Origin of the sequence: Streptomyces sp. NPDC006261 (assembly GCF_040613515.1) — a bacterium.
Classification (GTDB): domain Bacteria; phylum Actinomycetota; class Actinomycetes; order Streptomycetales; family Streptomycetaceae; genus Streptomyces.
In genome coordinates, this window is record NZ_JBEXSI010000039.1 from 33,674 (window position 1) to 58,206 (window position 24,533).

Genomic DNA, 24,533 nt, shown 5'->3' on the forward strand with positions numbered 1-24,533 from the left:
AGCGCCGGGTTCAGAAGGCGTAGGCGTCCCCCGTGGCGGGCGCGAGCACCTCGTGCACGTCGTTCTTGCGGTCCGTGTCCCGCGCCCCGCCGTTCCAGACGGTGTCCAGCCGTACGACCACCTCGTCGGCGCTGCCCGCCAGCGTCAGGTCGAGCGCGGTCTGGCGGGCCCCGCCGGCGGCACGCAGCCCGCCCGTCTCGCAGAGCACGGTCGCCCCGCCGGCCCGGAGACAGCCGTACGGCAGCTCCTGGCTGGCGGCGAGCGGCGCGGAGAAGCGCAGCCGTACGGTCGAGGCGGTCACGTCGGTGGGTCCCTGGTTCTCGCTCCGGATCCGGATCGCGATGTGGTCCCCCCAGAGGGAGACGTATCCGTGGTGGGAGAGGTCCGCCCGGGCTGCGGGGGCGGGTCCATGAACGGGCACTCCATCGGCAGGCACCAGATCGGCAGGCACCGCGGCGGCGCCCGCCCCGGCGGCCGTGGTGCCCGAAGCGGCCGCCCCGCCCGCCACCAGTACCGTCGTCGCCGCCATCGCCGCGGCGGCGGACAGCGGCTTCAGCAGTCCTCTACGCGTCAGTCCCATGCCCGGAAGATACCGACTGAACCGACTAACCCTATGAAAAGATGAATTTGACGCGCTCTTACCCACCCGCACAGCCCACGCGGGTCATGTAGTTCACATATCGCGAACCTTGGACACACGGACCGGCCGGGCGGCGGCTGCCTATCCTTTCCCCGTTACCGATCAACTGCCCGAGGAGATCGCCATGACCGCCACCCCCATCGCCGTCATCACCGGCGCGAGCAGCGGCATCGGCGCCGCGACCGCCCGCACGCTGGCCGCCGCCGGATTCCGGGTCGTGCTCACCGCGCGCCGCAAGGACCGGATCGAGGCGCTCGCCGCCGAGATCACCGAGGCCGGCCACGAGGCGACGGCCTACGCCCTGGACGTGACCGACCGCACGGCCGTCGACGAGTTCGCCACCGCGTTCCGCTCCCTGGCCCTCCTGGTCAACAACGCGGGCGGCGCACTGGGCGCCGACCCGGTGGCGACCGGCGACCCCGCCGACTGGCGCCAGATGTACGAGACGAACGTCATCGGCACCCTCAACGTCACCCAGGCCCTGCTCCCCGCCCTCACCGCGAGCGGCGACGGGACGATCGTGATCCTCTCCTCCACCGCCGCCCTCTCCGCCTACGAGGGCGGCGGCGGCTACGTGGCCGCCAAGCACGGCGAACACGTCCTCGCGGAGACCCTGCGCCTGGAGATCGTCGGCACCCCGGTCCGCGTCATCGAGGTGGCCCCCGGCATGGTCAAGACCGACGAGTTCGCCACCACCCGCTTCCGCGGCGACGCCGAGAAGGCCGCCAAGGTCTACGCGGGCGTGGACGCCCCCCTCACCGCCGAGGACGTGGCCGACACGATCGGCTGGGCCGTCACCCGCCCCAGCCACGTCAACATCGACCTCCTGGTGGTCCGCCCCCGCGCCCAGGCCTCCAACACGAAGGTCCACCGCACCCTGTAGCGGACGCGGTGGACCGGGCGGTGGCGAGGCGGCTGGGGCGATGGGGCCTCAGCCCTTGATGCAGATGACCTGCTTGAGCTTCGCGACGACCTCGACCAGGTCACGCTGCTGCTCCATGACCTGCTCGATCGGCTTGTACGCGGCCGGGATCTCGTCCAGGACGCCGGAGTCCTTGCGGCACTCCACACCGCGCGTCTGCTCCTCCAGGTCGCGCACCGTGAAGCGCCGCTTGGCCGCGTTCCGGCTCATCCGGCGACCGGCCCCGTGGGAGGCCGAGTTGAACGCCTTCTCGTTGCCGAGACCCTTGACGATGTACGAGCTGGTGCCCATCGAGCCGGGGATGATCCCGTACTCGCCGGAGCCTGCGCGGATCGCCCCCTTGCGGGTGACCAGCAGGTCCGCTCCGTCGTACCGCTCCTCCGCCACGTAGTTGTGGTGACAGGAGATCTCCTGCTCGAAGAGCGGCTTCGCCTTCTTGAACTCCTTGCGGACCACGTCCTTGAAGAGCGCCATCATGATCGCGCGGTTGTACTTGGCGTACTCCTGCGCCCAGTACAGATCGTTCCGGTAGGCGCCCATCTGCGGGGTGTCCGAGATGAAGACCGCCAGGTCCCGGTCGATGATGCCCTGGTTGTGCGGCAGCTTCTGCGCGATCCCGATGTGGTGCTCGGCCAGCTCCTTGCCGATGTTCCGGGAGCCGGAGTGCAGCATCAGCCACACGCTCCCGTCACTGTCCAGACAGAACTCGATCATGTGGTTGCCCGAGCCGAGCGTCCCCATCTGCTTCGTGGCACGTTCCTGACGGAACCTGACCGCTTCCGCGATCCCGTCGAACCGCCCCCAGAAGTCGTCCCACCCGGACGTCGGGAACCCGTGCAGCTTCCCCGGGTCGACGGCACCGTCGTGCATCCCGCGGCCCACCGGAATGACCTCTTCGATCTTGGAGCGCAGCCGTGACAGGTCGCCGGGAAGATCGTTCGCCGTCAGGGACGTCCTGACCGCGGACATCCCGCAGCCGATGTCGACCCCCACCGCGGCCGGGCAGACCGCACCCTGCATCGCGATCACCGAGCCGACCGTGGCCCCCTTGCCGAAGTGGACGTCCGGCATGACGGCGAGACCCCTGATCCAGGGCAGCGTGGACACGTTCCGCAGCTGCTGCATCGCCACGTCCTCGACCGACGCCGGATCGGTCCACATGCGGATGGGGACCTTCGCCCCCGGTACCTCTACGTACGACATAACTCCTCGATTCCCCCGAGACTCCCCGAAAAGACTGAAAGCGCAAAACCGGGCCCAAGATCGGCAAACAAGTCGGCCGACCGGCATTCACAGCGGCGCGTGCGATACACATTGTGTCCATCGGCCGCCTCCGGGCGGCAACACGTTTTCCGTACCGAAGGGAGCCTGGGACGGTGCGACACATGGCGTACGTACCCGGCGTCGCGCTCCTCGCAGCGCTCGCCGCCGGCTGCAGTGCCGGCTCCGACGGCAGTGCCACCGACGCCGACAGCAAGCCGGGCGGCCCCGCCGTCACCACCGCACCCCCGGGCAAGTACAGGACCCTGCCCGCACCCTGCCGCGCGGTCCCGGCCTCCACGCTCAAGGACCTGCTCCCGGGCGTCGCGGAGCTGCCCCGGCAGCAGCAGGAGAAGACGTTGCGGGGGTCGCCGACCATCACGTACGACACCGACCGCAAGGTCGGCTGCAGCTGGAAGTCCAACGTCCCCGACTCCTCCCGGAACCTCTCGATCGACTTCGAACGTGTCGTGTCGTACGACCCCGCGGTGAGCGACGACGACCGCGCCCGCGCCCTGTACGTGAAGAAGGAGAACGCGGCCGACCTGTCGGCGAACGCCACGCCCGGCACGGCCCCGGAGAAGGGCGCGCCGGAGAGCCCGGGGGGCGAGAAGGGCGAGAAGAAGGGGCAGGAGAAGGAGACCGGGAAGCCCGGTGACGGCAAGGGCTCGGTGGATCCCTCGGCGTCCGCCTCCGACTCCGCGGGCCCCTCTTCCGGCTCCCCCTCCGGCACCCCGGGCGCCACGGGCAGCGGCGACCAGGACCTGCGGCCGCGGGTGATCAGCGGGCTCGGAGATGCCGCATTTCTGGATGATCTCCTCACTCGGGCAGGTTCCACCGCACAGCACCGCACGGTGAGCGTGGTATTCCGCACATCGAACGTGATCGTGACCGTCCGGTACGGCGAGCAGCCGGCCCTCGTCACCAAGGTGCCCGACAGCAGGGAACTGCAGGACAAGGCCCAGGCACTGGCCCGGAAGCTGGCCGAGGTGATCAGCGAGTAGGTCCGGCCCCGGGGCCTCCGGGCGGCCGGTCCGCGGGCCGGCCGGGACCGTGACCGGGACACCGCGGGGCCGCCGCCCGTCGTACCGTGGCACAACGAACGAGACCTTAGTGCCGTCCGAGTGAAGGAACCATGCACCGATCAGCTCCGCGACTGTCCCGCATACTCGCCTGCGCCGCCGTTCCGGTGATGCTCGTAGCCGTCGGCTGCTCGTCGGACTCCGGCTCCGACGCCAAGAAGAACGCGGGCTCCTCCTCGTCGTCCGACGCCGCCGGGGCCGAGCCGACGAAGCCCGCGGTCCAGCCGGCGAAGTTCACCGACCTGCCCGACGCCTGCTCCTCGATCGCGAAGAAGACGGTCAAGGACCTGGTGCCCGGAGTCAAGAAGGAGGGCGGCACCGCCGGCCGCTCCAGCGACCTCTCGGTGCGCGGCAGCTGCTCGTGGAACGGGTTGGACGACAAGGGCGTCAAGGGCTCGCAGTACCGCTGGCTGTCCGTCGCCTTCACCCGCTTCGACTCGGACCAGTCCCTGGGCAGCGGCGCCGCGCGCGCCACCGAGGACTACACGAAGCAGGTCGCCAAGGAGAAGGCGAGCGAGGGCGCGCAGAAGGTCGTCGCGGCCGCCGCCCCGGGCGTCGGCGACGAGGCCACGGCGATCACGTACCAGCTCAACAAGACGGACGAGGACTTCGAGTACGCCACGGTCGTGGCCCGTACGGGCAATGTCGTCGTCATCCTGACGTACAACGGCGCGGGCTACGCGGGGGCGAAGACCCCCTCCGCCGCTGACATCCTCAAGGGCGCCCAGAAGGCGGCGAAGGAAGCGGTCGGCAAGGTCGACGCCACCGCCGGTGCCGGCAGCGCGGAGGCCTCCCCGTCGGCCGGGGATGCGAAGAAGGAAGAGAAGAAGGGCGACGAGGAGCCCGAGTCGGAGGCCACGCCCAAGTCGTGACCTGAGCCGGCCCGGAAGCCCGAACTCCCTGGCCGCACAGCGTTTTCGGAAGCCCGGTCCTCCCCCGAGGGCCGGGCTTCACCCCTCCCCGCGCCACGTGACTCGTACACATGTGCCAGGCTGTGCCAGCGCCGGACGTCGGATGCCGGACGGAGAGAAGAAGTCGGGGAGGGGAGCGCCGGTGGCCGCCATACCGCTGACACGCACACACCGGATACTCATCGGAGTCGTCGTCGCGGGTGCGGTGATCATCGCCGCGATCGGGTTCGCGGGCTCCTACGCGGCCGTGCGCGAGCTGGCCGAGGCCAAGGGGTTCGGCTCGTTCTCCCTGGTCTTCCCCATCGGTATCGACGCGGGCATCTGTGTCCTGCTCGCGCTGGACCTGCTGCTGACGTGGATGCGGATCCCGTTCCCGCTGCTGCGCCAGACGGCGTGGCTGCTGACCGCGGCGACCATCGCGTTCAACGGTGCCGCCTCCTGGCCCGATCCGCTCGGCACCGCGATGCACGCGGTGATCCCGGTCCTGTTCGTCGTCTCCGTGGAGGCCGCCCGGCACGCGGTGGGCCGCATCGCGGACATCACGGCCGACAAGCACATGGAGGGCGTGCGCCTCACCCGCTGGCTGCTCTCCCCCATACCGACGTTCAAGCTGTGGCGGCGCATGAAGCTGTGGGAGCTGCGCAGTTACGAACAGGTCATCAAGCTCGAACAGGAACGGCTGATCTACCAGGCCCGCCTCCAGGCCCGGTTCGGCCGCAACTGGCGCCGCAAGGCGCCCGTCGAGTCGATGATGCCGCTGCGGCTGGCGAAGTACGGCGTCCCGCTCGCCGAGACCGCCCCGGCCGGACTCGCCGCCGCCGGCATCGAGCCGGCCCTGCTGCCGCCCGCCCCGAAGGCCGAACTGCCCTACGAGCCCCAGCGGGCGCAGGACCGGGAGCAGAACCAGGAGCACGGGTACGAGCAGGGGCGCGAGCACCAGGTGCCGCAGCAGGAGCAGGCCCAGCAGCACCCGCAGCAGCACCAGCCGCCGTCGCTCCAGAAGCAGGAGCCCCGGCAACAGCCCCAACACCCGCAGCAGCAGGCGCTGGAGACCCCCCAGGCCCCGCCCACCCACGACAGCCCCTGGTTCGCCGCCCAGAAGCTGCCGGAGGCCCCGCACGCGAGCGCGTACGACCCGCAGCACGCCGAGGGCCTGGAACCCACGCCGGCCGCCGTCCCCCTGGGCCCCGGCCGCACCCGCCCCCTCGGCAACGTCGGCACGATCGGCGCGGTCCCGCACCCCCGCCGCGAGGAGCCCCAGGAGGCGGCGGAGCCCGTACAGCAGGCAGAGCCCGTACCGCCCGTGCAGCAGGCCGCCGACGAGGAGCCGCCCGCCGTGCCCGCGCCCGGACCCGAGGACGCGCCGCAGCTGGAGGAGTGGTCCCAGGAGGACAACGACTTCGCCGACCGCGCGTACGAGGAGTTCAGCGCGTACACGGACGAGGTGGGTGAGTACCCGAACATCGAGACCCTCGACATCCACCTGGCCGACCGGCGCAATGTGCACCACCCGCGCTCGACCGCGCTGCTCCAGGACCTGATGCCGCAGTTCAAGGACCTCTACACGCAGCGCGCGACGGCCGACCAGAGCGCCTGACCCGGAACGTACGGACGGACGGACAGAGAGACGAAAGGGCCGCCGCCCGGGAACTCCTCCCGGACGGCGGCCCTTCGCCATCTGCACGTGCGACGTTACGCGCCCAGCAGCCCGCGCACCCGCTCCGCCCCCACCGCGAGCAGCAGTGTGGGCAGGCGCGGCCCCGTGTCGCGGCTGACGAGCAGCCGGTAGAGCAGGGCGAAGAAGGACCGCTGGGCGGCCTTCAGCTCGGGCGTCGGCTTGGCGTCCGGTTCCAGGCCGGCCAGCACCTTCGGCACGCCGTAGACGAGCGTGGTGAGCCCGTCCAGCGACCAGTGCGTGTCCAGCCCCTCCAGGAGGAGGCGCAGCGACTCGCGGCCCTGGTCGTCGAGCGAGCCCAGGAGCTCCTTGTCGGCCTCGTCGCGGACGATGGTGCGGGCCTCGGCCGGGACCTGGGTGGTGATCCAGTTCTCGGCGCGGTCGAGCCGCGGGCGCGCCTCGTCCAGCGAGGTCAGCGGGTTCTCCGGGTCGAGCTCGCTGAGGATGCGCAGCGTCTGGTCCTCGGCGCCGGCCGTGATGTCGGCGACCGAGGCGAGCGTCCGGTACGGCAGCGGGCGCGGGGTGCTCGGAAGCTCCCCGGCGGCCGTGCGGACGGCCCGCGAGTACGCGGCGGCGTCGGCGGGCAGCACCGTGCCGTCGGCGACCTTGCGGCCCAGCGAGTCCCACTCGTCGTACAGCCGCTGGATCTCCTGGTCGAAGGCGATCTTGAACGACTGGTTGGGCCTGCGGCGGGCGTAGAGCCAGCGCAGCAGCGGCGCCTCCATGATCTCCAGCGCGTCGGCCGGGGTGGGGACCCCGCCCTTGCTGGAGGACATCTTGGCCATGCCGGAGATGCCCACGAAGGCGTACATGGGCCCGATGGGCTGCACGCCGTCGAAGACCTCGCGGACGATCTGGCCGCCGACGACGAAGGAGGAGCCGGGCGAGGAGTGGTCGACGCCGCTGGGCTCGAAGATCACACCCTCGTACGCCCAGCGCATCGGCCAGTCGACCTTCCACACCAGCTTGCCGCGGTTGAACTCGTTGAGCCGCACCGTCTCGGCGAAGCCGCACGCCGAACAGGTGTAGTTCAGCTCGGTGGTGTCGTCGTCGTAGGAGGTGACGACGGTGAGGTCCTTCTCGCAGTTGCCGCAGTACGGCTTGTACGGGAAGTAGCCGGCGCTGTTGCCGCTGCCGTCGTCCTCGTCGGCGGCACCGGAGCCCTCGGCGGCCTCCAGCTCGGCCTCGTCGACCTTCTTCTGCTGCTGCGGCTTCTTACCGCCCTTGTTCTGGGCGGCCGGGTCCTTCTTCGTCCGGTAGCGGTCCAGTACGGCGTCGATGCCGGCCCGGTGCTTCATCGCGTGCAGGACCTGCTCGCGGTAGGTCCCCGCGGTGTACTGCTCCGTCTGGCTGATCCCGTCGTACTCGACGCCCAGCTCGTCCAGGGCCGCCGTCATGGCGGCCTTGAAGTGCTCGGCCCAGTTCGCGTGCGCGGAGCCGGCCGGGGCGGGCACCGAGGTCAGCGGCTTGCCGATGTGCTCGGCCCAGGACGCGTCGACCCCGGGGACCCCGTTGGGGACCTTCCGGTAGCGGTCGTAGTCGTCCCAGGAGATCAGGTGGCGCACGGTGTGCCCGCGGCGGCGGATCTCGTCCGCGACCAGGTGCGGGGTCATGACCTCACGGAGGTTGCCGAGGTGGATCGGGCCCGACGGGGACAGGCCGGAGGCGACGACGACCGGTTTGCCAGGCGCACGACGCTCCGATTCGGCGATGACATCGTCCGCGAAGCGGGAGACCCAGTCGGTCTCGGTGCTGGTCTGACTCTCGGCCACGGTCGGCACGTCCTTCTCTCGTCTGTCGGTCCCAGTGGGTTACCGACCATTCTCCCAGCTACCCCCCGTAGCGCGAAAACGGCTTTACGCCCCGTGGAATACTGGGGAGATCCCTTGTACCCCTACGGAAACGGCAGCCAGCCATGGCCTCGGTCCCTTCCCTCGCTTCCACGCTCCAGCAGCAGCTGGCGGACGCCCTGACGGCAGCTCTGCCGGATGCCGGCACCGCGGACCCGCTGCTGCGCCGAAGCGACCGGGCCGACTTCCAGGCCAACGGCATCCTGGCGCTCGCCAAGAAGCTCAAGGGCAACCCGCGGGAGCTGGCCGGCCAGGTCACGGCCGCCCTCCCGGCGGGTGAGCTGATCAAGGACATCGAGGTCTCCGGCCCCGGCTTCCTCAACGTCACGCTCGCGGACAAGGCGATCATCGAGACGCTGGCCGCCCGGGCCGCCGACGCCGAGGGCCGCCTCGGCGTGCCGGTGGACGCGGCGGCCGGGACCACGGTCATCGACTACGCCCAGCCGAACGTGGCCAAGGAGATGCACGTCGGCCACCTGCGGTCGGCGGTCATCGGCGACGCGATGGTCCGGATCCTGGAGTTCACCGGCGAGAGCGTGGTCCGGCGCCACCACATCGGCGACTGGGGCACCCAGTTCGGCATGCTCATCCAGTATCTGACCGAGCACCCCGGGGCCCTGAAGCACGAGGGCGACGCGGCGGACGGCGAGGCGGCGATGTCGACGCTGAACCGGGTCTACAAGGCGTCGCGTGCCCTGTTCGACTCCGACGAGGAGTTCAAGGCGCGTTCGCGGGACCGGGTGGTGGCCCTCCAGTCCGGGGACCCCGAGACGCTCCAGCTGTGGCAGGGCTTCGTCGACGAGTCGAAGATCTACTTCCACTCCGTCTTCGACAAGCTCGACATGGAGATCCGCGACCCCGACATCGTCGGTGAGTCCGGTTACAACGACATGCTGGAGGAGACCTGCCGGATCCTGGAGGAGACGGGTGTCGCCGTCCGCTCCGAGGGTGCGCTGTGCGTGTTCTTCGACGATGTGCTGGGCCCGGACGGCAACAAGGTCCCGCTCATCGTGAAGAAGACGAACGGCGGCTACGGCTACGCGGCGACCGACCTCTCCGCTATCCGCAACCGGGTCCAGGACCTCAAGGCCGACACCCTGCTCTACGTGGTGGACGCCCGGCAGTCGCTGCACTTCAGGATGGTCTTCGAGACGGCCCGCCGGGCCGGTTGGCTCAACGAGGACGTGCAGGCGGTGCAGCTCGCGTTCGGCACGGTCCTCGGCAAGGACGGCAAGCCGTTCAAGACCCGTGAGGGCGAGAGCGTGCGGCTGGAGGACCTCCTCGACGAGGCGGTCTCCCGGGCCACGGCGGTCGTGCGGGAGAAGGCCGGGAAGGTCGGGCTCTCCGAGGACGAGATCGTGGAGAACGGCCGGTACGTCGGCGTCGGGGCCGTGAAGTACGCCGACCTGTCGACCTCCGCCGTGCGGGACTACAAGTTCGACCTGGACCAGATGGTGTCGCTGAACGGCGACACGTCGGTGTACCTCCAGTACGCGTACGCCCGGATCCGGTCGATCCTGCGCAAGGCGGGCGACGCGGCCCCGGCCGCCCACCCGGAGCTGGCGCTGGCCCCGGCGGAGCGCGCGCTCGGCCTGCACCTGGACCAGTTCGGCGAGGTACTCGGCGAGGTCGCCTCCGGCTACGAGCCGCACAAGCTGGCCGCGTATCTGTACCAGCTGGCGTCGCACCTCACCACGTTCTACGACCAGTGCCAGGTGCTCAGCCCGGACAACGCACCCGAGGTCGTCGAGAACCGGCTCTTCCTGGTGGAGCTGACCGCCCGCACGCTGCACCAGGGCATGGAGCTGCTCGGCATCCGGACGCCCGAGCGGCTCTGACCTCACCCAGCCGTACGTAGGCCGGCCCCGGCGCCCTCACAGGCGCCGGGGCCGATTCCGTGCGTACGACCTCACTGGGGGCGCCCCAGCGCCCACCCCGACACGTCCGAGAGCCGCCCGCGCCACAGCGGCAGCGAGACCGCGCTCATGGCCCCGCCGAGCAGCGTCACGTCCCGCAGGTGGATCCAGCGCGGCAGCCGGGCCGCCTGCGCGTCCTGCTCCTGGCCGTGCAGCTCCCGTACGCCCTGGTCGACCGTCTCGGGGAACTCGGCCAGCAGGTTGGCACCCTCGCCCTCGACCTGGCGCAGGCTCCTGGACCACTCGGCCTTCCACTGCTCGTGCCCGATCACATCGCCGTGCAGCAGACCGCCGGGGTGGGTGAGGGTGAGGGGCAGGCTCGAGCGCGGGTCCTCGTCCAGGAGCTGGATGAGCAGCTGGAGCTGGAGGTCGGGCAGGGGCTCGGTGATCACCGCGGCTGCCGGTGCCGGCGAGGTGTCGGCTGAGACGCTCATGGGCCCTTCCCTTCACACGACGGACGCTGCTCTCCCCGCCTGCCCGGTCAGCCCCCGGGCACACGCGCGAATCCGGTCTCAGAGATAGCGGCGGATCGGCACGACGGCCGCTTCCCGCACCCTCTGGAGGACATCGCGCCTCTTCCACCGGCCCCGCTCGATCAGCACGCTCTTCTCACGGTCCTCGTCGAAGTGGCCGTCGAGCGCCTCGGTGAAGTCGCGGTCCATGACCGCGAGCATGACCTCCTCGTCGTGGTCGAGGGAGCGCCGGTTGAAATTGGTGGAGCCGATGAGGGAGGCGACCCGGTCGATGGTGACGGTCTTCGTGTGCAGCATCGTCGGCTGGTACTGGTAGATCTTCACCCCGCACCCGGTGAGTTCCTCGTAGTGGCGCTGTCCGGCCAGCTGGCAGACCCGCTTGTCGGTGTGCGGGCCCGGCAGCAGGATCTCGACTTCCACCCCGCGCCGGGCGGCGGCGCAGAGCAGAGCGGTGAAGTAGTCGTCGGGCGCGAAGTAGGCGGTGGTGAGGCGGATGCGTTCCTCGGCGGATTCGAGGACGACCCGCATCAGGGTCTGCATGTCCTGCCAGCCGAAGGACGACGAACCACGGACCACCTGGACGACCGCGTCACCGTGGTGGTCGCTCGCCACGAACCGGTCGCGCTCGTCGAAGAGCTCCTCCTGGCACTCGGCCCAGTTCTGCGCGAAGGCGGCAGCCAGTCCGTCGACGGCGGGGCCGCGGACCTGTACATGGGTGTCCCGCCACTCGTTCTCGTCGCGGGCGTCGCCGCACCACTCCTCGGCTATGCCGACGCCGCCGGTGAACGCGGTGGACTCGTCGATGACGAGGACCTTGCGGTGGCAGCGGTGGTTCTGCTTGAGGGGCGACAGGTGGAGCGGCTTCCTGAACCAGGCGATGGTCACCCCGGCCTCGTCCATCAGGGCGAGCTGGTCCTTCTCGATCAGCCGGCAGCCGAAGCCGTCGAGCATCAGCCGGACCCGGACGCCGGCCCGGGCCCGGTCGGCGAGCGCCTCGGCGAACTCCTGGGCGATGTCGCCGCGCCAGTAGACGAAGGTCATCATGTCGATGGTGTGCCCGGCGGACCGGATCGCCTTCAGCATCGCGCCGAAGATCTCGTCGCCGTTGCGGAGCGGGAGCAGCGAGTTCCCCTCGGTGGCCGCGATCCCGATCAGCCGCTCCAGCCTGCGTCTGAGCCGCAGGGATCGCTCCTCGCACGCGTCCGGGTCGAGTTCTGCCTGCGCACCGGTCTGCGTACGGTCGCGCGGATCCGGTTCGGCTCGTTCGGAGGCTTCGGCTATGCCGGACATGGTCACCTGGGGGTACGGGGGCGGGGCCGCCCGCCGTCCGGAGCGTCGCCGCACCGGGACGGGCTTGCCAGGGCGTCGGAGACTGTACTCCTCGGTACGGGCATGGCCAGGCCCCCCTTCACCCTGCGGGCCCGCCTGGCCCCAAATCCCCCGCCGCGCAACCTGATCCGGCGGAAGTCCTCCACCCCGCCACCAGGGCAAGCATGGTTAGCTAACCTAACTAACAGCCCGTCTCCGGTCGTCCGAAACGCGCCGCCCCGCCCCGGACACCCACCACCGGACCATCCCGGAGGACCCGTTGACATCCGCGCCGACGCTCGCCCCGCTCACCACCAGCGAAGCCCTCCCGCTCGACGGCCGCCTGGTCCACCTGCCGCCCGCCCCGCCCGCCCGCCCCGCCACGGCGACCGAGGTCGTCCGCGGCCACCTCACCCGGCTCGGCGCCCGGTTCGGACCCGGCTCGGTTCCCTGGCGCACGGGCGGGAGCGCGGCCCCGGCACGGGACCGGTACGCCACGGCCGGCCCGGAAACCGTCATCGGCCACGGCGGCCCGCACCACGCCCGGGGCACGGCCCTGACCCTGCGGGGCCGGTCGGCCGGGGACCCGACACCGTTCGACGAGACCACCGCCCAGGCCGCGACCGGCCGACCTCCGCCGCTGGGGCGCGACGCCCTCATCAAACGGGGGCGGGCCGCTGCCACGGACAGCGGCCCGCCCCTCCCTCAGCCGGCTCGACCCGCCTGGTACGCCTCCCACTTCACCTCGTCGTTGCCGTACGTGTACATCGGCCGCCCCCGCATGCCGCTCGTCCGGAACGGCTTCCCGTGGTCGTCGATCCGCAGCATCCCCTCACGCCCGCCGCTGCTCCACTTCAGCTCCAGGTACCAGGTGACGTCGTAGCCGGTGGCCTTCATGTCGAGGTTGAAGACCTCCACGTCCTCGGACGACACCTTGTACGGGAACGGCTCGGCCGGGATCGTACGGTCGCCCTGCGTCCCCGGTACGGGCGTGATGATCGGATGCCCGGTGTCCAGGTCGGAGGCGAAGGTCTGCGGCACGATGCTGCTGCCGCAGCCGTTCCCCATCAGGTACGCCGTCCAGGGCAGTGGCATCTTGCGGGAGAGCACCCGCACGTACAGGCCCTTCAGGACGACCGCCTCGCGCGAGGTCCCCTGAACGGTCAGCTGGAGGAGCGTGTTCCCGCCCTCCACCCCGCCGTACTTCCGCGCCCACCCGCGCCGGTCCTGCGGAGGGGGCGGCGGATCGACGCCCTCCGGCCCCCGGTCCAGCAGGTAGAACTGCCCGCAGGGCTCGTCCCAGTTGTACGAGGAGATGGTGACGGCCGGGGGCGCGCCGAGACCCGTACCGCTGCCGCCTCCCTGCGGCTGCTTCGTACCGGATTCGGCGGCGGGTGCGCCCGGCTCCGCCGAGGGCACGGCCGAGGGCGCACCGGGGGACGGGGACGGGGAAGCGCTCGCGGACGGGGAGGAGGGGGACGCAAGGGGCCCGGATCCGCTGGGGGCAGGGGGCGCGAGGGCGTCGCCGCCCGCCCGGCCGGCCCGGTCCTGAGCGCCCGCGCCGCCTTCGGCCCGCGCCCCGACGAGATCGGCGGCGACGACGCCGGCCGGCACGAGGAGGGCGGCGACCCCTGCGGCGGCGAGGAGCACCCGCGTACGCCGGGAGAGCCGGGCCCAGGGGGAGCGGCCGGGAGCAGACTCGGGCACGACGGCCTCAGGCGCGGGAACGGGCTCAGGCGCGGCCACCGGCACAGACGTGGCCGGAACCGGAAGCGGAACCGGCGCCCCCGCCGGCCGCCGCCGGGCCGCGTCCGCCACGATCCACCGCCGGTGCACCTCCACCAGCTCGTCCCCCGCCGCCCCGCACAGCCGGGCGAACCGCTCGACGGGGGCGTACTCGTTGGGCACGGCGTCCCCGTTGCAGTACCGGTGGAGGGTCGACGTACTGACGTGCAGTCTCCCGGCCAGAACCCCGTAGCTGCGCCCCGAACGGTCCTTCAGTTCCTTCAGCAGGGCCGCGAACTGCTCGGCCTCCGGCGTCGCCACGACGGCGTTCCCCTCCCTGGTCGTCCCGGAACGGCGTTCCAGGGACGCGGAATTCCTGCAGGTCACCGTACGCGTAGACGTTCCGGCGTCCCCAATGGTTCGCCGGGCGTTGCGGCCGAAACCGGCCACCCCACAAGCTCGGACCAGACCGCAGCACCGACCGACGTACCGACGGACGTACCGAACACGGGGAGTACCACCGCCATGCGCACCAACCGCATCCGCACCACCGCTCTCGCCGCCACCGCACTCGTGGCCGCCCTCTCGCTGACCGCCTGCGGCGGGAACGAAGGCACGAAGAGCGCGGGCCCGGCCCCGGCCGCCACGACGGAGTCCACCGCCCCGCAGACGCCGCAGACCTCGGAGACCACCGCGCCGCAGACCGGCACCCCCGCCGAGAACGCCTCGACCCCCGCCCAGGGCAAGCACGCCGGCGGCAACGGGAACGGCACCGCCCACAGCGGCACCGAGAAGGCGGCCCCGGCCTCCGCCACGCCCCGCACCGCCTGCACGACGGCGAACACCGCGGTGACGGTCACCAAGGTGACCCGCCCGATCAACCACCTGCTGCTGACGCTCAAGAACACCGGCTCCGGCCTCTGCGACGCCTACTACGCCCCGCGCCTCGGCTTCGACGGCGCCCAGTCCGTCTTCCGGATCCTGGAGGACAGCAAGCCCCAGGCCGTGGTCACGCTCGCGCCCGGCGAGGAGGCGTACGCAGGCATCGGCCTGACCGGCGAGCCCGGCCAGAGCCAGCTCCACAAGAGCAAGAACCTGTCCGTGCACTTCGCCGAGCGCGACGGCTCGACGTACGAGACGCCCACCAGGCTGAAGCTCCCGGCGGAGGCCCACTGGGACGACAACGGCTTCGTCACCTACTGGCAGTCGGACCTGGCGGACGCCCTCATGTACTGACGCCGGTTCGCCCTACAGAGGCTGATGCGTGAACCGTACGTACGGTTCACGCATCAGCCTGTGCCGGATCCGTCTCGTACCGCAGGAGCACCACGCCGTTGCCGAACGCCCGGCTCTCCAGGAGCCGCAGCCCCTGCAGGTCCGCAGCCTCCCCGAAGAAGGGGCGGCCCCGGCCGAGGAGGACGGGGTGGACGTAGACGCGGTACTCGTCCACGAGGTCCAGCCGCCGGAACGTCTCCACCAGGTCCGCCCCGCCGACGATCAGGTCCCCGGCGGCCGCGTCACGCACCGCGCACACCTCGTCCCGGTCCACCTCGCGCAGCAGGGTCGCCCCCGGCCCCACGCTCTCCAGCGTCCGGGAGTAGACGTACTTCGGCATGTCCCGCCAGATGCCCGCGAATTCGGCCATCGGCCCGTCGCTGGCGGGGTCCTGGTCGGCGGTCGGCCAGAACTCCTCCATCAACTGGTAGGTGACGCGCCCCTCGACGAACGCGCCCGCCGTCCGGAGGTAGTCGTTGAAGTGCTGGTGGACCTCCTCGTCGACGGAGTGCCATGCGATGTCCCGGTCGGGGCCCTCGAAGAAGCCGTCGAGGGAGACCGAGACGGACGAGACGATCTTGTTCATGGAACCACCCAGAGAGGTCGCCGGGAACAGGCCACCGCGACGATACGCGCGCACCGGCCGGACGGCCCTCCCGCGGAACCGAGTCGCCCGATGTCACCCGGACGTCACGCGGTCCCGCTACGGCGCGGCCTGCTTCTCCTCCTGCCGGCGCACCATCTCGGCGATCCACGCCGGCGCGAACGGCGACGTGCAGTTCGGCGGGGTCGGGTAGTCCTTGAGCACCTCCAGGCGCTCACCGATGGCGACCGCGCGGGCGCGGTGTCCGGGATGCTCGATGCCGATCTGGGCCAGGCAGTGGTTCATCGCCCACTGGAGGCGGTCCGGGGCGTCCTTCATCTCCGCCTCCACGGTGTCCAGCAGCCCGGCGAGGTCGAGTCCGCCGGACTTCTTCGCCACCCGCTCGGTCGTCAGCGCCCATCCGGCGCTCGCCACCACGGGATCGGGGTCCTCGGTCCAGGCGAGGCGCAGCTCCTCGGCGTACGGGCTCTTCTTCACCACGTAGTTGACGGACCAGTCGTGCACCTTGGGGACGCGCGCCTCGCGCAGCATGGTGTCCAGCTCGTCGCGGCCGTAGGCCTTCGGCCGCGAGATCAGGACCGCCAGGAGCCGGGCCGCGGTGTCATCGGTCGCCCAGAGTTCGCGGGCGAGGTCCTGCTGTGTCTTCAGCCGCTTGGCGAGGGCGCGGAGCTTGCCGAGGTGGACGCCGTGGTCGTCGCCGTGCCTCTCGTTGACCGCGCGCATCTTCGGGTCGTCGAGACCGGCCAGCTCGGCCATGACCTGCGCCGTCGTCGCCCCGGTCATCGCGGCCTCCTGTCCGTCGCGGAGTTTTCACCCTATGCCCGAGGACGGCCGCCCGCTCCTGGTCCTCTTCTCGTCATCCGGGGTCCTGTCCTGGTCATCCGGGGTCCTGTCCTGGTCATCCGGCGCTGTCAGTGGCGCCCCCTACAGTCACCACCATGGCGACGCTCCCGAATCCTCTGCCCTCCCTGGCCTCCTCGGGCCTGGACCTCCCGCCCGGCTCCCTGGTGGACGCCACCCTGGACGGCCCCTGGCACGAACCGCTGCTCTGGTACGCGGACGGGCCCGCCGCTCCCCGTGACTGGACGGCCCTGCGGTCGGCCGGGCGACGCCTCGGGCTGCTGCCGGTGCTGGTCAACGGGGGCTCGCGCGGCCAGTGGCCCGAGCAGTGGGACCTGTGCCCGGACATCACGACGTATCCGGGCGACCACGACGCCGACGAGGTGCTGGCGGGTCATTGGACGGACTACGCGGCCGGCGAGGCCAACGACGACTCGGAGCGCTCCGCCGGCTCCTGGCCCGGCCTGGCCCCGGCGCCGGAGGAGGCCGGTGAGGACCCGGACGAGGCGGCCGCGGGCCTGGCGGACGTGATCACGGCCGACCCGGACACCTGGCTCGGCGGCGCCCGCATGGCCCTCGTCCCGGCCCGCCGCAGCGCGGACATACCGGCGGCGATCGGCTGGTCCGGCCCGGTGAACCACGAGAACGACGTGGCCCGGCTCTGCGCGGTGCTCCGCTCCTGGGAGGACCGCTACGACGCCCGGGTCGTGGTGCTCGGCTTCGACACGATGATCGTCTCCGTGGGCCGCCCGCCGACCACCCCGGAGGAGGCCCGCGCGCTGGCCGCCGAGCACTACGCGTTCTGCCCGGACAACATCGACCAGTCCCCGCCGTACGACCTGGACGTGTACGCGGAGAAGCACCTGCTCGACCAGGAGGTGTGGTCGTTCTGGTGGGACTGACGGCCCTTCGGTGAGCCGCACGGCCCGGCGCCGGCCTGAGTTGCCGTACTCATGCGGGTGCCGGGGCGCGCGAGGTTGACTCGTACGCATGCGCGACATCACCCGTGACCCCCAGGCCTGGATCGCCCCGCTGATCTCCACGCTCGTGACCCTGCCGATGGGGGTCATCGCCCTGACCGTCGGCGGGCTCACCCCGATGGCGTGCGACGCGTGCGACGGCGCGAGGGCCGACCGCTTCGACGCGAGCTCCGGGCCCGCGTGGACCGTCCTGTGGGTGGGTCTGGCGCTCGCCCTGATCGTCCTGCTCGCGAGCTGGGACACCTCCCGGGAACACCGCGCCGCGGCGCGGCGCACAGCCCTGGTGCTCGCCGCACCCGCCACCGTCGTGGTCACTTTCGTAGCATTCATGGCACTGGTCGACTGGCCCTGACAGAAAGTGTCCACCCCCATGAACGACACGAACCCTCCGACCACGGCAGCCGCGGCAGCGGCCGAAGCCGCCGAACGCCTGATAGCCGAGTACCGCGCACTGCCTCCCGGCAGCGACCGCAAGCGCGAGATCATCACCGAACTGGACGCCAACGCGCAGGCGTTGCCGTTCCTCGTCTCGGTGGTCGCCGACGCGGAGGAGTACGACCTCGCCCGCGTGGAGAGCGCCACCGTCCTGCGGGTCTGGCCCCCGGACGACCCCGACCTCCGCCGCCGCGCGGGCCGCGCCCTGCTCACCGCCCTGCGGGAACCGGAGGAGGACCTGGTCCGCCAGTACGCGGCGATGTCGCTCGCGCCCTACACCTCGGACCCGCTCGTCGCGATGGCCCTGGACTCCACCGCGCGGGCGGACCAGGACCCGCTCGTACGGGACAGCGCACGGTTCTCCATCAAGGAGGCCCACCGGCTCCAGGAGACCGGAGCCGGCAGCCCCTGAGTGCTCTCAGTTCCTGCCCGGCCCTCCGAGCCACCGGGCGGCCTCGGTCGCCCAGTAGGTGAGGATCATCTGCGCCCCGGCCCGCCGGATCCCGGTCAGGCTCTCCAGGACCGCCTTGTCCCGGTCGATCCAGCCCTTCTCGGCGGCGGCCTCGATCATCGCGTACTCACCGCTGATCTGGTACGCCGCGACCGGCACGTCCACGGACTCCGCGACCTTGGCGAGGATGTCCAGATACGGTCCGGCGGGCTTCACCATGACCATGTCGGCGCCCTCCTCCAAGTCGAGCGCCAGCTCCCGCAGCGACTCCCGGGCGTTGGCCGGGTCCTGCTGGTAGGTCTTGCGGTCGCCGGTCAGCGAGGAGCCGACGGCCTCGCGGAAGGGGCCGTAGAAGGCGGAGCTGTACTTCGCGGTGTAGGCGAGGATCGACACGTCCTCGTGCCCGGTCTGGTCCAGGGCGTCGCGGACGACGCCGACCTGGCCGTCCATCATCCCGCTGGGGCCCACCACATGGGCCCCGGCGTCCGCCTGGACCTGGGCCATCTCCGCGTACCGCTCCAGGGTCGCGTCGTTGTCCACGCGCCCGTCGCCGTCGAGGACACCGCAGTGGCCGTGGTCGGTGTACTCGTCCAGGCACAGGTCCGACATGACGACGAGCTCGTCCCCGACCTCCTCGCGCACCGCCCGCAGCCCGAGCTGGAGGATGCCGTCGGGGTCGGTACCCGCCGTGCCCCGGGCGTCCTTCTTCGCGTCCTCCGGGACGCCAAACAGCATGATTCCCGAGACTCCGGCCGAGACCGCCTCGACGGCCGCCTTCCGCAGGGTGTCCAGGGTGTGCTGGTGCACGCCGGGCATGGCCGAGATGGCGACCGGGGCGTCGATGCCCTCCCGTACGAACGCGGGGAGGATCAGGTTCGCCGGGTCGAGACGGGTCTCAGCGACCATCCGCCGCATCGCCGGGGTCGTCCGCAGCCGCCGGGGCCGGGAGCCGGGGAAGTTTCCGTACGCAGTCATCCTTCGACGATAGACCCGCCCACATCACCCGCTTACCGACACCCACGCCGGGAAAGGCCCCGGAAACGGCTCCGGAAACGGCGGTGGGCCCGGCCGCCGAAGCGACCGGACCCGCCCACCCCCGTACTGCGACTACGTCGTCGTCCGGCGCCTGCGCGCACCCGGGCGCCGCTCGCTCGGCCGGGTCACCGGGTCGCCGGCCTCCTTCGCCGCGTCCCGCCGCTGCGCGCCGAAGGCGGAGAGCGCCTCGGCGAGCTTGTGCACGGACGGCTCCGGGGACAGGACGTCCACGCGCAGGCCGTGCTCCTCGGCGGTCTTCGCCGTGGCCGGGCCGATACACGCGATGACCGTCACGTTGTGCGGCTTGCCCGCGATGCCGACCAGGTTGCGCACCGTCGAGGACGAGGTGAACAGGACCGCGTCGAAGCCGCCGCCCTTGATCGCCTCACGGGTGTCGGCCGGCGGCGGCGAGGCGCGGACCGTGCGGTACGCGGTGACGTCGTCGACCTCCCAGCCCAGCTCGATGAGCCCGGCCACCAGGGTCTCGGTGGCGATGTCGGCGCGCGGCAGGAACACCCGGTCGATCGGGTCGAAGACCGGGTCGTAGGGCGGCCAGTCCTCCAGCAGCCCGGCGGCGGACTGCTCACCCGAGGGCACCAGGTCCGGCTTCACACCGAAGTCGATCAGGGCGGCGGCGGTCTGCTCACCGACGGCCGCGACCTTGATCCCGGCGAAGGCGCGGGCGTCGAGACCGTACTCCTCGAACTTCTCCCGGACCGCCTTGACCGCGTTGACGCTGGTGAAGGCGATCCACTCGTAGCGCCCGGTGACCAGGCCCTTGACCGCGCGCTCCATCTGCTGGGGCGTACGCGGCGGTTCGACGGCGATCGTCGGGACCTCGTGCGGCACCGCGCCGTAGGAACGCAGCTGGTCGGAGAGCGACGCGGCCTGCTCCTTCGTGCGCGGCACGAGCACCTTCCAGCCGAACAGCGGCTTGGACTCGAACCACGCGAGCTGGTCGCGCTGGGCGGCGGAGCTGCGCTCACCGACCACGGCTATGACCGGCCGGTGCCCCTCCGGCGAAGGGAGCACCTTGGCCTGCTTGAGGGTCTGGGCGATCGTCCCGAGGGTCGCCGTCCAGGTGCGCTGGCGGGTGGTGGTACCGCCGATCGTGACGGTGAGCGGGGTGTCGGGCTTGCGGCCGGCCGAGACCAGCTCACCGGCGGCCGCCGCGACCGAGTCCAGCGTGGTGGAGACGACGGCGGTCGCGTCGCTCGCACCGACCTCGCTCCAGCACCGGTCGGAGGCGGTACGGGCATCGACGAAGCGCACGTCGGCGCCCTGCGCGTCACGCAGCGGCACCCCGGCGTACGCGGGCACGCCGACGGCGTTCGCGACGCCCGGGACGACCTCGAAGGGCACCCCGGCGGCAACGCAGGCGAGCATCTCCGCGCCCGCGTTGCCGTCCAGGCCCGGGTCGCCCGCGACAGCACGGACCACCCGCCTGCCGCCCTTCGCCGCCTCCATGACAAGATTGGCCGCATCCCTGAGAACGGGTACTCCGGCGGCTGTTGACGTCACGTCAACAACCGTCAGCTCAGGTGTGCTTACACCTGTACGCGCATGACCGCGAACGACGTCGAGAACGTCCGGTTCGGCGACAAGGACGTCCGCGCTCGCAAGCGCCTCGACGGCGCGCAGCGTCAGCAGTCCCGGGTCGCCTGGACCGGCGCCGAGGAAGGTGACCTGACCTCGTGGGGACAGGGCAGGAAAGTCGGATGCGGCGGGGCCGGTGGGGCTCACAGTGCTCGCTCCCCCATAAGACCGGCCGCACCCTTGGCGAGCATCTCGGCCGCGAGTTCGCGACCGAGGGCCGCCGCGTCGTCGTGCGACGTGGGGACGGGACCGGTGGTGGACAGCTGTACCAGCGAGGAACCGTCGGTGGAACCGACGACTCCGCGCAGGCGCAGTTCGTTGACAACCTGTCCGTCGACCAGGAGGTCGGCCAGCGCACCCACAGGTGCGGAGCAGCCGGCCTCCAGGGCGGCGAGCAGGGCACGTTCGGCGGTCACGGCGGCCCGGGTGTACGGGTCGTCGAGCTCGGCGAGCGCGGCGGCGAGGTCGGCGCTGGACGCAGCGCACTCGATCGCCAGTGCTCCCTGGCCGGGAGCGGGCAAAATGGTGTCGACCGGCAGGAAGTCGGTCACCTCACCGGTCCGGCCCAGACGGCTGAGCCCGGCGGCGGCCAGAACCACCGCGTCGAGCTCCCCGTCCCGCACGAACCCGATCCGCGTGTCGACGTTGCCCCGGATGGGGACGGTCTCGATCCGCAGGCCGTGGGAGCGGGCGTACGCGTTGAGCTGCGCCATACGGCGCGGCGAGCCGGTGCCGATGCGGGCGCCGTCGGGCAGCTGCTCGAAGGTCAGCCCGTCGCGGGCCACCAGGGCGTCGCGCGGGTCCTCGCGCTGCGGCACGGCGGCCAGCACCAGCTCGTCGGGCTGGGAGGTCGGCAGGTCCTTGAGCGAGTGGACGGCGAAGTCCACCTCGCCCCGCAGCAGCGCCTCGCGCAGGGCCGCGACGAACACACCGGTGCCGCCGATCTGCGCCAGGTGCTCGCGGGAGGTGTCCCCGTACGTGGTGATCTCGACGAGCTCGACGGCGCGCCCGGTCACCTCGCGGACCGCCTCGGCCACGAGGCCGGACTGGGCCATGGCGAGTTTGCTACGCCGGGTGCCCAGCCGGAGCGGCGCGGAGCTCCGCGCGCCCGGCGATGAGTTGTCGGTCATGACCGCCCTCTATTCGGGTCGTTCAGGTCTGCCCGGGAGACGGCGGCCACCGTCTGCGGGTCGAGGTCGAAGAGTTCGCGCAGCGCGTCCGCGTACCCGGCACCGCCGGGCTCGCTGGCCAGCTGCTTGACCCGCACGGTGGGCGCGTGCAGGAGTTTGTCGACGACGCGGCGCACGGTCTGGGTGATCTCGGCGCGCTGCTTCTCGTCCAGGTCGGGGAGGCGGCCGTCCAGCCGGGCGATCTCGCCGGCGACCACGTCAGCGGCCATGGTGCGCAGAGCGACCACGGTCGGCGCGACATGGGCCGCGCGCTGGGCGGCGCCGAAGGCGGCCACCTCGTCGGCGACGATCGTGCGCACCTGGTCCACGTCGGCGGCCATCGGGGCGTCGGCGGAGGCGTCGGCGAGCGACTCGATGTCGACGAGCCGTACGCCGTCGATGCGGTGGGCGGCGCCGTCGATGTCGCGCGGCATGGCGAGGTCGAGGAGGGCGAGCTTGACCGGTCCGGTGGACTGCGCGGGCAGCGTGACGCGGCGGGTCGCGGCCTTGGCCTCCGGGGCGGAGGCGGCGGAACCGTTCTCCACCCAGGCGGCGTGCTGGTCGACGTCGGCGGGAGCCGGGGCGGCCGTGACGGCGGGCGCCTCGGCCGGGGCGTCCAGAGTGACGCCGAGGGCGTCGGCCAGGGCGTCGGCGGTGAGGACGAGGCCGGTGGCGCCGGTGCAGGAGACGACGACGTCGGCACGTGTCAGTTCGTCGCCGACCGCCGACATCTCGACGGCGTGCGCGCGCACGGTGGTGTCGTCGCCCTGCTGGAGGATCTCCACCAGCCGGTCGGCGCGGGAGCGGGTCCGGTTGGCGACGACGATCTCCGCGACCCCGGTACGCGCCAGGGTGGCGGCGGCCAGCGAGGACATCGAGCCGGCGCCGATCACCAGGGCGCGCTTGCCCTGGGCCCAGAGGCCCGGGTCGACCCCTGCGGCGAGCTGCTGCAGCCCGAAGGAGACGAGCGACTGGCCGGCCCGGTCGATCCCGGTCTCGCTGTGGGCGCGCTTGCCGACCCGCAGTGCCTGCTGGAAGAGGTCGTTGAGCAGCCGTCCGGCGGTGTGCAGCTCCTGGCCGCGCGCGAGCGCGTCCTTGATCTGGCCGAGGATCTGGCCCTCGCCGACGACCATCGAGTCCAGGCCGCAGGCCACCGAGAAGAGGTGGTGGACGGCCCGGTCCTCGTAGTGCACATAGAGATACGGAGTGAGCTCGTCCAGCCCGACGCCGCTGTGCTGGGCGAGCAGCGTGGAGAGCTCGGCGACTCCCGCGTGGAACTTGTCCACGTCCGCGTACAGCTCGATGCGGTTGCAGGTGGCCAGCACGGCGGCCTCGGTCGCGGGTTCCGCGGCGAGGGTGTCCTGGAGCAGCTTGGCCTGGGTGTCGGCAGCGAGGGAGGCCCGCTCCAGTACGGAGACGGGGGCGCTGCGGTGGCTCAGCCCGACGACGAGGAGGCTCATGCCGGCATCACGGCGGGCATGTCCCCGTCGGGTCCCTTCCGGCTCGCGGGCGTGGCACGCATCGGCGGGGCCTCGGGGTCGTCGCCCTCCGGGGGCGCGTCCTCCCCGGCCTTGCGCTGCTCGTGGAACGCCAGGATCTGCAGCTCGATGGAGAGGTCGACCTTGCGTACGTCGACGCCCTCGGGCACCGAGAGAACGGTCGGCGCGAAGTTCAGGATGGAGGTCACACCGGCGGCCACGAGCCGGTCGCAGACCTGCTGGGCGGCGCCGGGCGGGGTGGTGATCACGCCGATGGACACACCGTTGTCGCTGATGATCCGGTCCAGGTCGTCCGTGTGCTGGACGGCGATCCCGGCCACCGGCGTACCGGCCATGGCGGGGTCGGCGTCGATCAGCGCGGCGACCCGGAAGCCACGGGAGGCGAAGCCGCCGTAGTTGGCGAGGGCCGCGCCGAGGTTGCCGATGCCGACGATGGCGACCGGCCAGTCCTGGGTGAGCCCGAGCTCTCGGGAGATCTGGTAGACGAGATACTCGACGTCGTATCCGACACCGCGGGTGCCGTAGGACCCCAGGTAGCTGAAGTCCTTGCGCAGCTTCGCGGAGTTGACCCCGGCCGCGGTGGCCAGTTCCTCGGAGGAGACCGTGGGAACGGATCGCTCGGAGAGCGCGGTGAGGGCGCGCAGGTACAGCGGAAGTCGGGCGACGGTGGCCTCGGGAATTCCTCGGCTACGGGTCGCCGGTCGGTGAGTTCGGCCAGTTGCCACGGTGCTCCTGCGGGATGAGCGGGGCTGCAGGCGGCCGTATGTCCCAGGACCGCCCCGTCGAATGCAGGCTATGTCTTTGTGAACGCGTGCACAAAGATGGTGTCCGTTTTGTCCGGTCAAAGTGACCGGGGTCACGCACATCACCCGCGCGATCCCGGAACC

The 24,533-nt window shown here is 71.7% G+C and carries 22 protein-coding genes; 9 read left to right on the forward strand and 13 right to left on the reverse strand.

Features of this window, described 5'->3' with window-relative positions; genetic code table 11:
- Window positions 1–10: 10 nt before the first annotated feature.
- Entirely contained in the window at window positions 11–580 is a 570-nt protein-coding gene (locus ABZ154_RS24060) for a hypothetical protein (RefSeq protein ID WP_356835781.1), read from the reverse strand.
- 184 nt (window positions 581–764) lie between these two features.
- On the opposite strand from ABZ154_RS24060, the gene ABZ154_RS24065 reads away from it, so the two are divergent.
- A complete protein-coding gene (locus ABZ154_RS24065; RefSeq protein ID WP_356835783.1) occupies window positions 765–1,523 on the forward strand; it encodes an SDR family oxidoreductase in 759 nt (252 codons plus the stop codon).
- A gap of 48 nt (window positions 1,524–1,571) precedes the next feature.
- Here the strand turns inward: ABZ154_RS24065 and ABZ154_RS24070 are convergent, their stop codons facing one another.
- On the reverse strand, window positions 1,572–2,765 hold the full coding sequence (locus ABZ154_RS24070) for an RtcB family protein (RefSeq protein WP_356835785.1): 1,194 nt from the start codon (window positions 2,763–2,765) through the stop codon (window positions 1,572–1,574).
- A 182-nt stretch (window positions 2,766–2,947) separates the two neighbouring features.
- Here ABZ154_RS24070 and ABZ154_RS24075 point away from each other — a divergent pair, with 182 nt between their 5' ends.
- The 3 genes from ABZ154_RS24075 (at window position 2,948) to ABZ154_RS24085 (ending at window position 6,412) form a co-directional block, all read left to right on the forward strand.
- Complete coding sequence (locus tag ABZ154_RS24075) at window positions 2,948–3,826, forward strand: DUF3558 domain-containing protein (protein ID WP_356835787.1); 879 nt, start codon at window positions 2,948–2,950, stop codon at window positions 3,824–3,826.
- A gap of 131 nt (window positions 3,827–3,957) precedes the next feature.
- Window positions 3,958–4,776, forward strand: a complete 819-nt coding sequence (locus tag ABZ154_RS24080; protein ID WP_356835789.1) for a DUF3558 domain-containing protein — start codon at window positions 3,958–3,960, stop codon at window positions 4,774–4,776.
- 181 nt (window positions 4,777–4,957) lie between these two features.
- Window positions 4,958–6,412 carry a DUF2637 domain-containing protein gene (locus tag ABZ154_RS24085; protein WP_356835791.1) on the forward strand — a complete coding sequence of 485 codons (1,455 nt, stop codon included), beginning with the start codon at window positions 4,958–4,960 and terminating at the stop codon, window positions 6,410–6,412.
- A gap of 95 nt (window positions 6,413–6,507) precedes the next feature.
- On the opposite strand, the gene lysS is transcribed toward ABZ154_RS24085, so the two are convergent.
- Window positions 6,508–8,271, reverse strand: a complete 1,764-nt coding sequence (gene lysS, locus ABZ154_RS24090; RefSeq protein WP_356835793.1) for a lysine--tRNA ligase — start codon at window positions 8,269–8,271, stop codon at window positions 6,508–6,510.
- Between the two features lie 134 nt (window positions 8,272–8,405).
- Here lysS and argS point away from each other — a divergent pair, with 134 nt between their 5' ends.
- Window positions 8,406–10,178: an arginine--tRNA ligase gene (argS, locus tag ABZ154_RS24095; protein WP_356835795.1), complete on the forward strand. Its 1,773-nt coding sequence runs from the start codon at window positions 8,406–8,408 to the stop codon at window positions 10,176–10,178.
- Window positions 10,179–10,249: 71 nt separating this feature from the next.
- Here argS and ABZ154_RS24100 read toward each other — a convergent pair whose 3' ends face one another.
- The 3 genes from ABZ154_RS24100 to ABZ154_RS24110 form a co-directional block, all read right to left on the reverse strand.
- On the reverse strand, window positions 10,250–10,690 hold the full coding sequence (locus ABZ154_RS24100) for a hypothetical protein (protein ID WP_356835797.1): 441 nt from the start codon (window positions 10,688–10,690) through the stop codon (window positions 10,250–10,252).
- A gap of 78 nt (window positions 10,691–10,768) precedes the next feature.
- Window positions 10,769–12,019: a phospholipase D-like domain-containing protein gene (locus ABZ154_RS24105; RefSeq protein WP_356835799.1), complete on the reverse strand. Its 1,251-nt coding sequence runs from the start codon at window positions 12,017–12,019 to the stop codon at window positions 10,769–10,771.
- Between the two features lie 723 nt (window positions 12,020–12,742).
- Entirely contained in the window at window positions 12,743–14,083 is a 1,341-nt protein-coding gene (locus ABZ154_RS24110) for a helix-turn-helix transcriptional regulator (RefSeq protein ID WP_356835801.1), read from the reverse strand.
- A gap of 204 nt (window positions 14,084–14,287) precedes the next feature.
- On the opposite strand from ABZ154_RS24110, the gene ABZ154_RS24115 reads away from it, so the two are divergent.
- A complete protein-coding gene (locus ABZ154_RS24115; RefSeq protein ID WP_356835803.1) occupies window positions 14,288–14,998 on the forward strand; it encodes a DUF4232 domain-containing protein in 711 nt (236 codons plus the stop codon).
- Between the two features lie 46 nt (window positions 14,999–15,044).
- Here the strand turns inward: ABZ154_RS24115 and ABZ154_RS24120 are convergent, their stop codons facing one another.
- Entirely contained in the window at window positions 15,045–15,623 is a 579-nt protein-coding gene (locus tag ABZ154_RS24120; protein WP_356835805.1) for a dihydrofolate reductase family protein, read from the reverse strand.
- Window positions 15,624–15,740: 117 nt separating this feature from the next.
- Window positions 15,741–16,424 (reverse strand): DNA alkylation repair protein, encoded by a 684-nt coding sequence (locus tag ABZ154_RS24125; protein ID WP_356835807.1) that lies wholly within the window; start codon window positions 16,422–16,424, stop codon window positions 15,741–15,743.
- A 155-nt stretch (window positions 16,425–16,579) separates the two neighbouring features.
- Here ABZ154_RS24125 and ABZ154_RS24130 point away from each other — a divergent pair, with 155 nt between their 5' ends.
- The 3 genes from ABZ154_RS24130 to ABZ154_RS24140 all read left to right on the forward strand — a co-directional run bounded on the left by ABZ154_RS24130 (window position 16,580) and on the right by ABZ154_RS24140 (window position 18,308).
- Window positions 16,580–17,383: a DUF4253 domain-containing protein gene (locus tag ABZ154_RS24130; protein WP_356835809.1), complete on the forward strand. Its 804-nt coding sequence runs from the start codon at window positions 16,580–16,582 to the stop codon at window positions 17,381–17,383.
- An 88-nt stretch (window positions 17,384–17,471) separates the two neighbouring features.
- Window positions 17,472–17,813 (forward strand): hypothetical protein, encoded by a 342-nt coding sequence (locus ABZ154_RS24135; RefSeq protein WP_356835811.1) that lies wholly within the window; start codon window positions 17,472–17,474, stop codon window positions 17,811–17,813.
- A gap of 18 nt (window positions 17,814–17,831) precedes the next feature.
- On the forward strand, window positions 17,832–18,308 hold the full coding sequence (locus ABZ154_RS24140; RefSeq protein WP_356835813.1) for a hypothetical protein: 477 nt from the start codon (window positions 17,832–17,834) through the stop codon (window positions 18,306–18,308).
- Window positions 18,309–18,314: 6 nt separating this feature from the next.
- Here ABZ154_RS24140 and hemB read toward each other — a convergent pair whose 3' ends face one another.
- The 5 genes from hemB to ABZ154_RS24165 all read right to left on the reverse strand — a co-directional run bounded on the left by hemB (window position 18,315) and on the right by ABZ154_RS24165 (window position 24,371).
- The gene (hemB, locus tag ABZ154_RS24145) at window positions 18,315–19,322 is read right to left on the reverse strand and encodes a porphobilinogen synthase (protein ID WP_356835815.1); all 1,008 of its coding nucleotides are present in this window, start codon (window positions 19,320–19,322) and stop codon (window positions 18,315–18,317) included.
- 132 nt (window positions 19,323–19,454) lie between these two features.
- Window positions 19,455–21,125, reverse strand: a complete 1,671-nt coding sequence (locus ABZ154_RS24150) for a bifunctional uroporphyrinogen-III C-methyltransferase/uroporphyrinogen-III synthase (protein WP_356835817.1) — start codon at window positions 21,123–21,125, stop codon at window positions 19,455–19,457.
- A complete protein-coding gene (hemC, locus tag ABZ154_RS24155; RefSeq protein ID WP_356835819.1) occupies window positions 21,122–22,108 on the reverse strand; it encodes a hydroxymethylbilane synthase in 987 nt (328 codons plus the stop codon). The genes ABZ154_RS24150 and hemC overlap by 4 nt, the downstream gene beginning before the upstream one ends.
- Window positions 22,105–23,607 carry a glutamyl-tRNA reductase gene (locus tag ABZ154_RS24160; RefSeq protein WP_356835821.1) on the reverse strand — a complete coding sequence of 501 codons (1,503 nt, stop codon included), beginning with the start codon at window positions 23,605–23,607 and terminating at the stop codon, window positions 22,105–22,107. Before ABZ154_RS24160 ends, hemC begins: the two co-directional genes overlap by 4 nt.
- Window positions 23,604–24,371, reverse strand: a complete 768-nt coding sequence (locus tag ABZ154_RS24165; protein ID WP_031126363.1) for a redox-sensing transcriptional repressor Rex — start codon at window positions 24,369–24,371, stop codon at window positions 23,604–23,606. Before ABZ154_RS24165 ends, ABZ154_RS24160 begins: the two co-directional genes overlap by 4 nt.
- Window positions 24,372–24,533 lie beyond the last annotated feature (162 nt).

Excerpts from the sequence above, each read along its gene's own strand:
- ABZ154_RS24060 (WP_356835781.1), bottom strand. The coding sequence starts at position 580 with ATGGGACTGACGCGTAGAGGACTGCTGAAGCCGCTGTCCGCCGCCGCG.
- ABZ154_RS24065 (WP_356835783.1), top strand. The coding sequence starts at position 765 with ATGACCGCCACCCCCATCGCCGTCATCACCGGCGCGAGCAGCGGCATC.
- ABZ154_RS24070 (WP_356835785.1), bottom strand. The coding sequence starts at position 2,765 with ATGTCGTACGTAGAGGTACCGGGGGCGAAGGTCCCCATCCGCATGTGG.
- ABZ154_RS24075 (WP_356835787.1), top strand. The coding sequence starts at position 2,948 with ATGGCGTACGTACCCGGCGTCGCGCTCCTCGCAGCGCTCGCCGCCGGC.
- ABZ154_RS24080 (WP_356835789.1), top strand. The coding sequence starts at position 3,958 with ATGCACCGATCAGCTCCGCGACTGTCCCGCATACTCGCCTGCGCCGCC.
- argS (WP_356835795.1), top strand. The coding sequence starts at position 8,406 with ATGGCCTCGGTCCCTTCCCTCGCTTCCACGCTCCAGCAGCAGCTGGCG.
- ABZ154_RS24100 (WP_356835797.1), bottom strand. The coding sequence starts at position 10,690 with ATGAGCGTCTCAGCCGACACCTCGCCGGCACCGGCAGCCGCGGTGATC.
- ABZ154_RS24105 (WP_356835799.1), bottom strand. The coding sequence starts at position 12,019 with ATGTCCGGCATAGCCGAAGCCTCCGAACGAGCCGAACCGGATCCGCGC.
- ABZ154_RS24115 (WP_356835803.1), top strand. The coding sequence starts at position 14,288 with ATGCGCACCAACCGCATCCGCACCACCGCTCTCGCCGCCACCGCACTC.
- ABZ154_RS24120 (WP_356835805.1), bottom strand. The coding sequence starts at position 15,623 with ATGAACAAGATCGTCTCGTCCGTCTCGGTCTCCCTCGACGGCTTCTTC.
- ABZ154_RS24125 (WP_356835807.1), bottom strand. The coding sequence starts at position 16,424 with ATGACCGGGGCGACGACGGCGCAGGTCATGGCCGAGCTGGCCGGTCTC.
- ABZ154_RS24130 (WP_356835809.1), top strand. The coding sequence starts at position 16,580 with ATGGCGACGCTCCCGAATCCTCTGCCCTCCCTGGCCTCCTCGGGCCTG.
- ABZ154_RS24135 (WP_356835811.1), top strand. The coding sequence starts at position 17,472 with ATGCGCGACATCACCCGTGACCCCCAGGCCTGGATCGCCCCGCTGATC.
- ABZ154_RS24140 (WP_356835813.1), top strand. The coding sequence starts at position 17,832 with ATGAACGACACGAACCCTCCGACCACGGCAGCCGCGGCAGCGGCCGAA.
- hemB (WP_356835815.1), bottom strand. The coding sequence starts at position 19,322 with ATGACTGCGTACGGAAACTTCCCCGGCTCCCGGCCCCGGCGGCTGCGG.
- hemC (WP_356835819.1), bottom strand. The coding sequence starts at position 22,108 with ATGACCGACAACTCATCGCCGGGCGCGCGGAGCTCCGCGCCGCTCCGG.
- ABZ154_RS24160 (WP_356835821.1), bottom strand. The coding sequence starts at position 23,607 with ATGAGCCTCCTCGTCGTCGGGCTGAGCCACCGCAGCGCCCCCGTCTCC.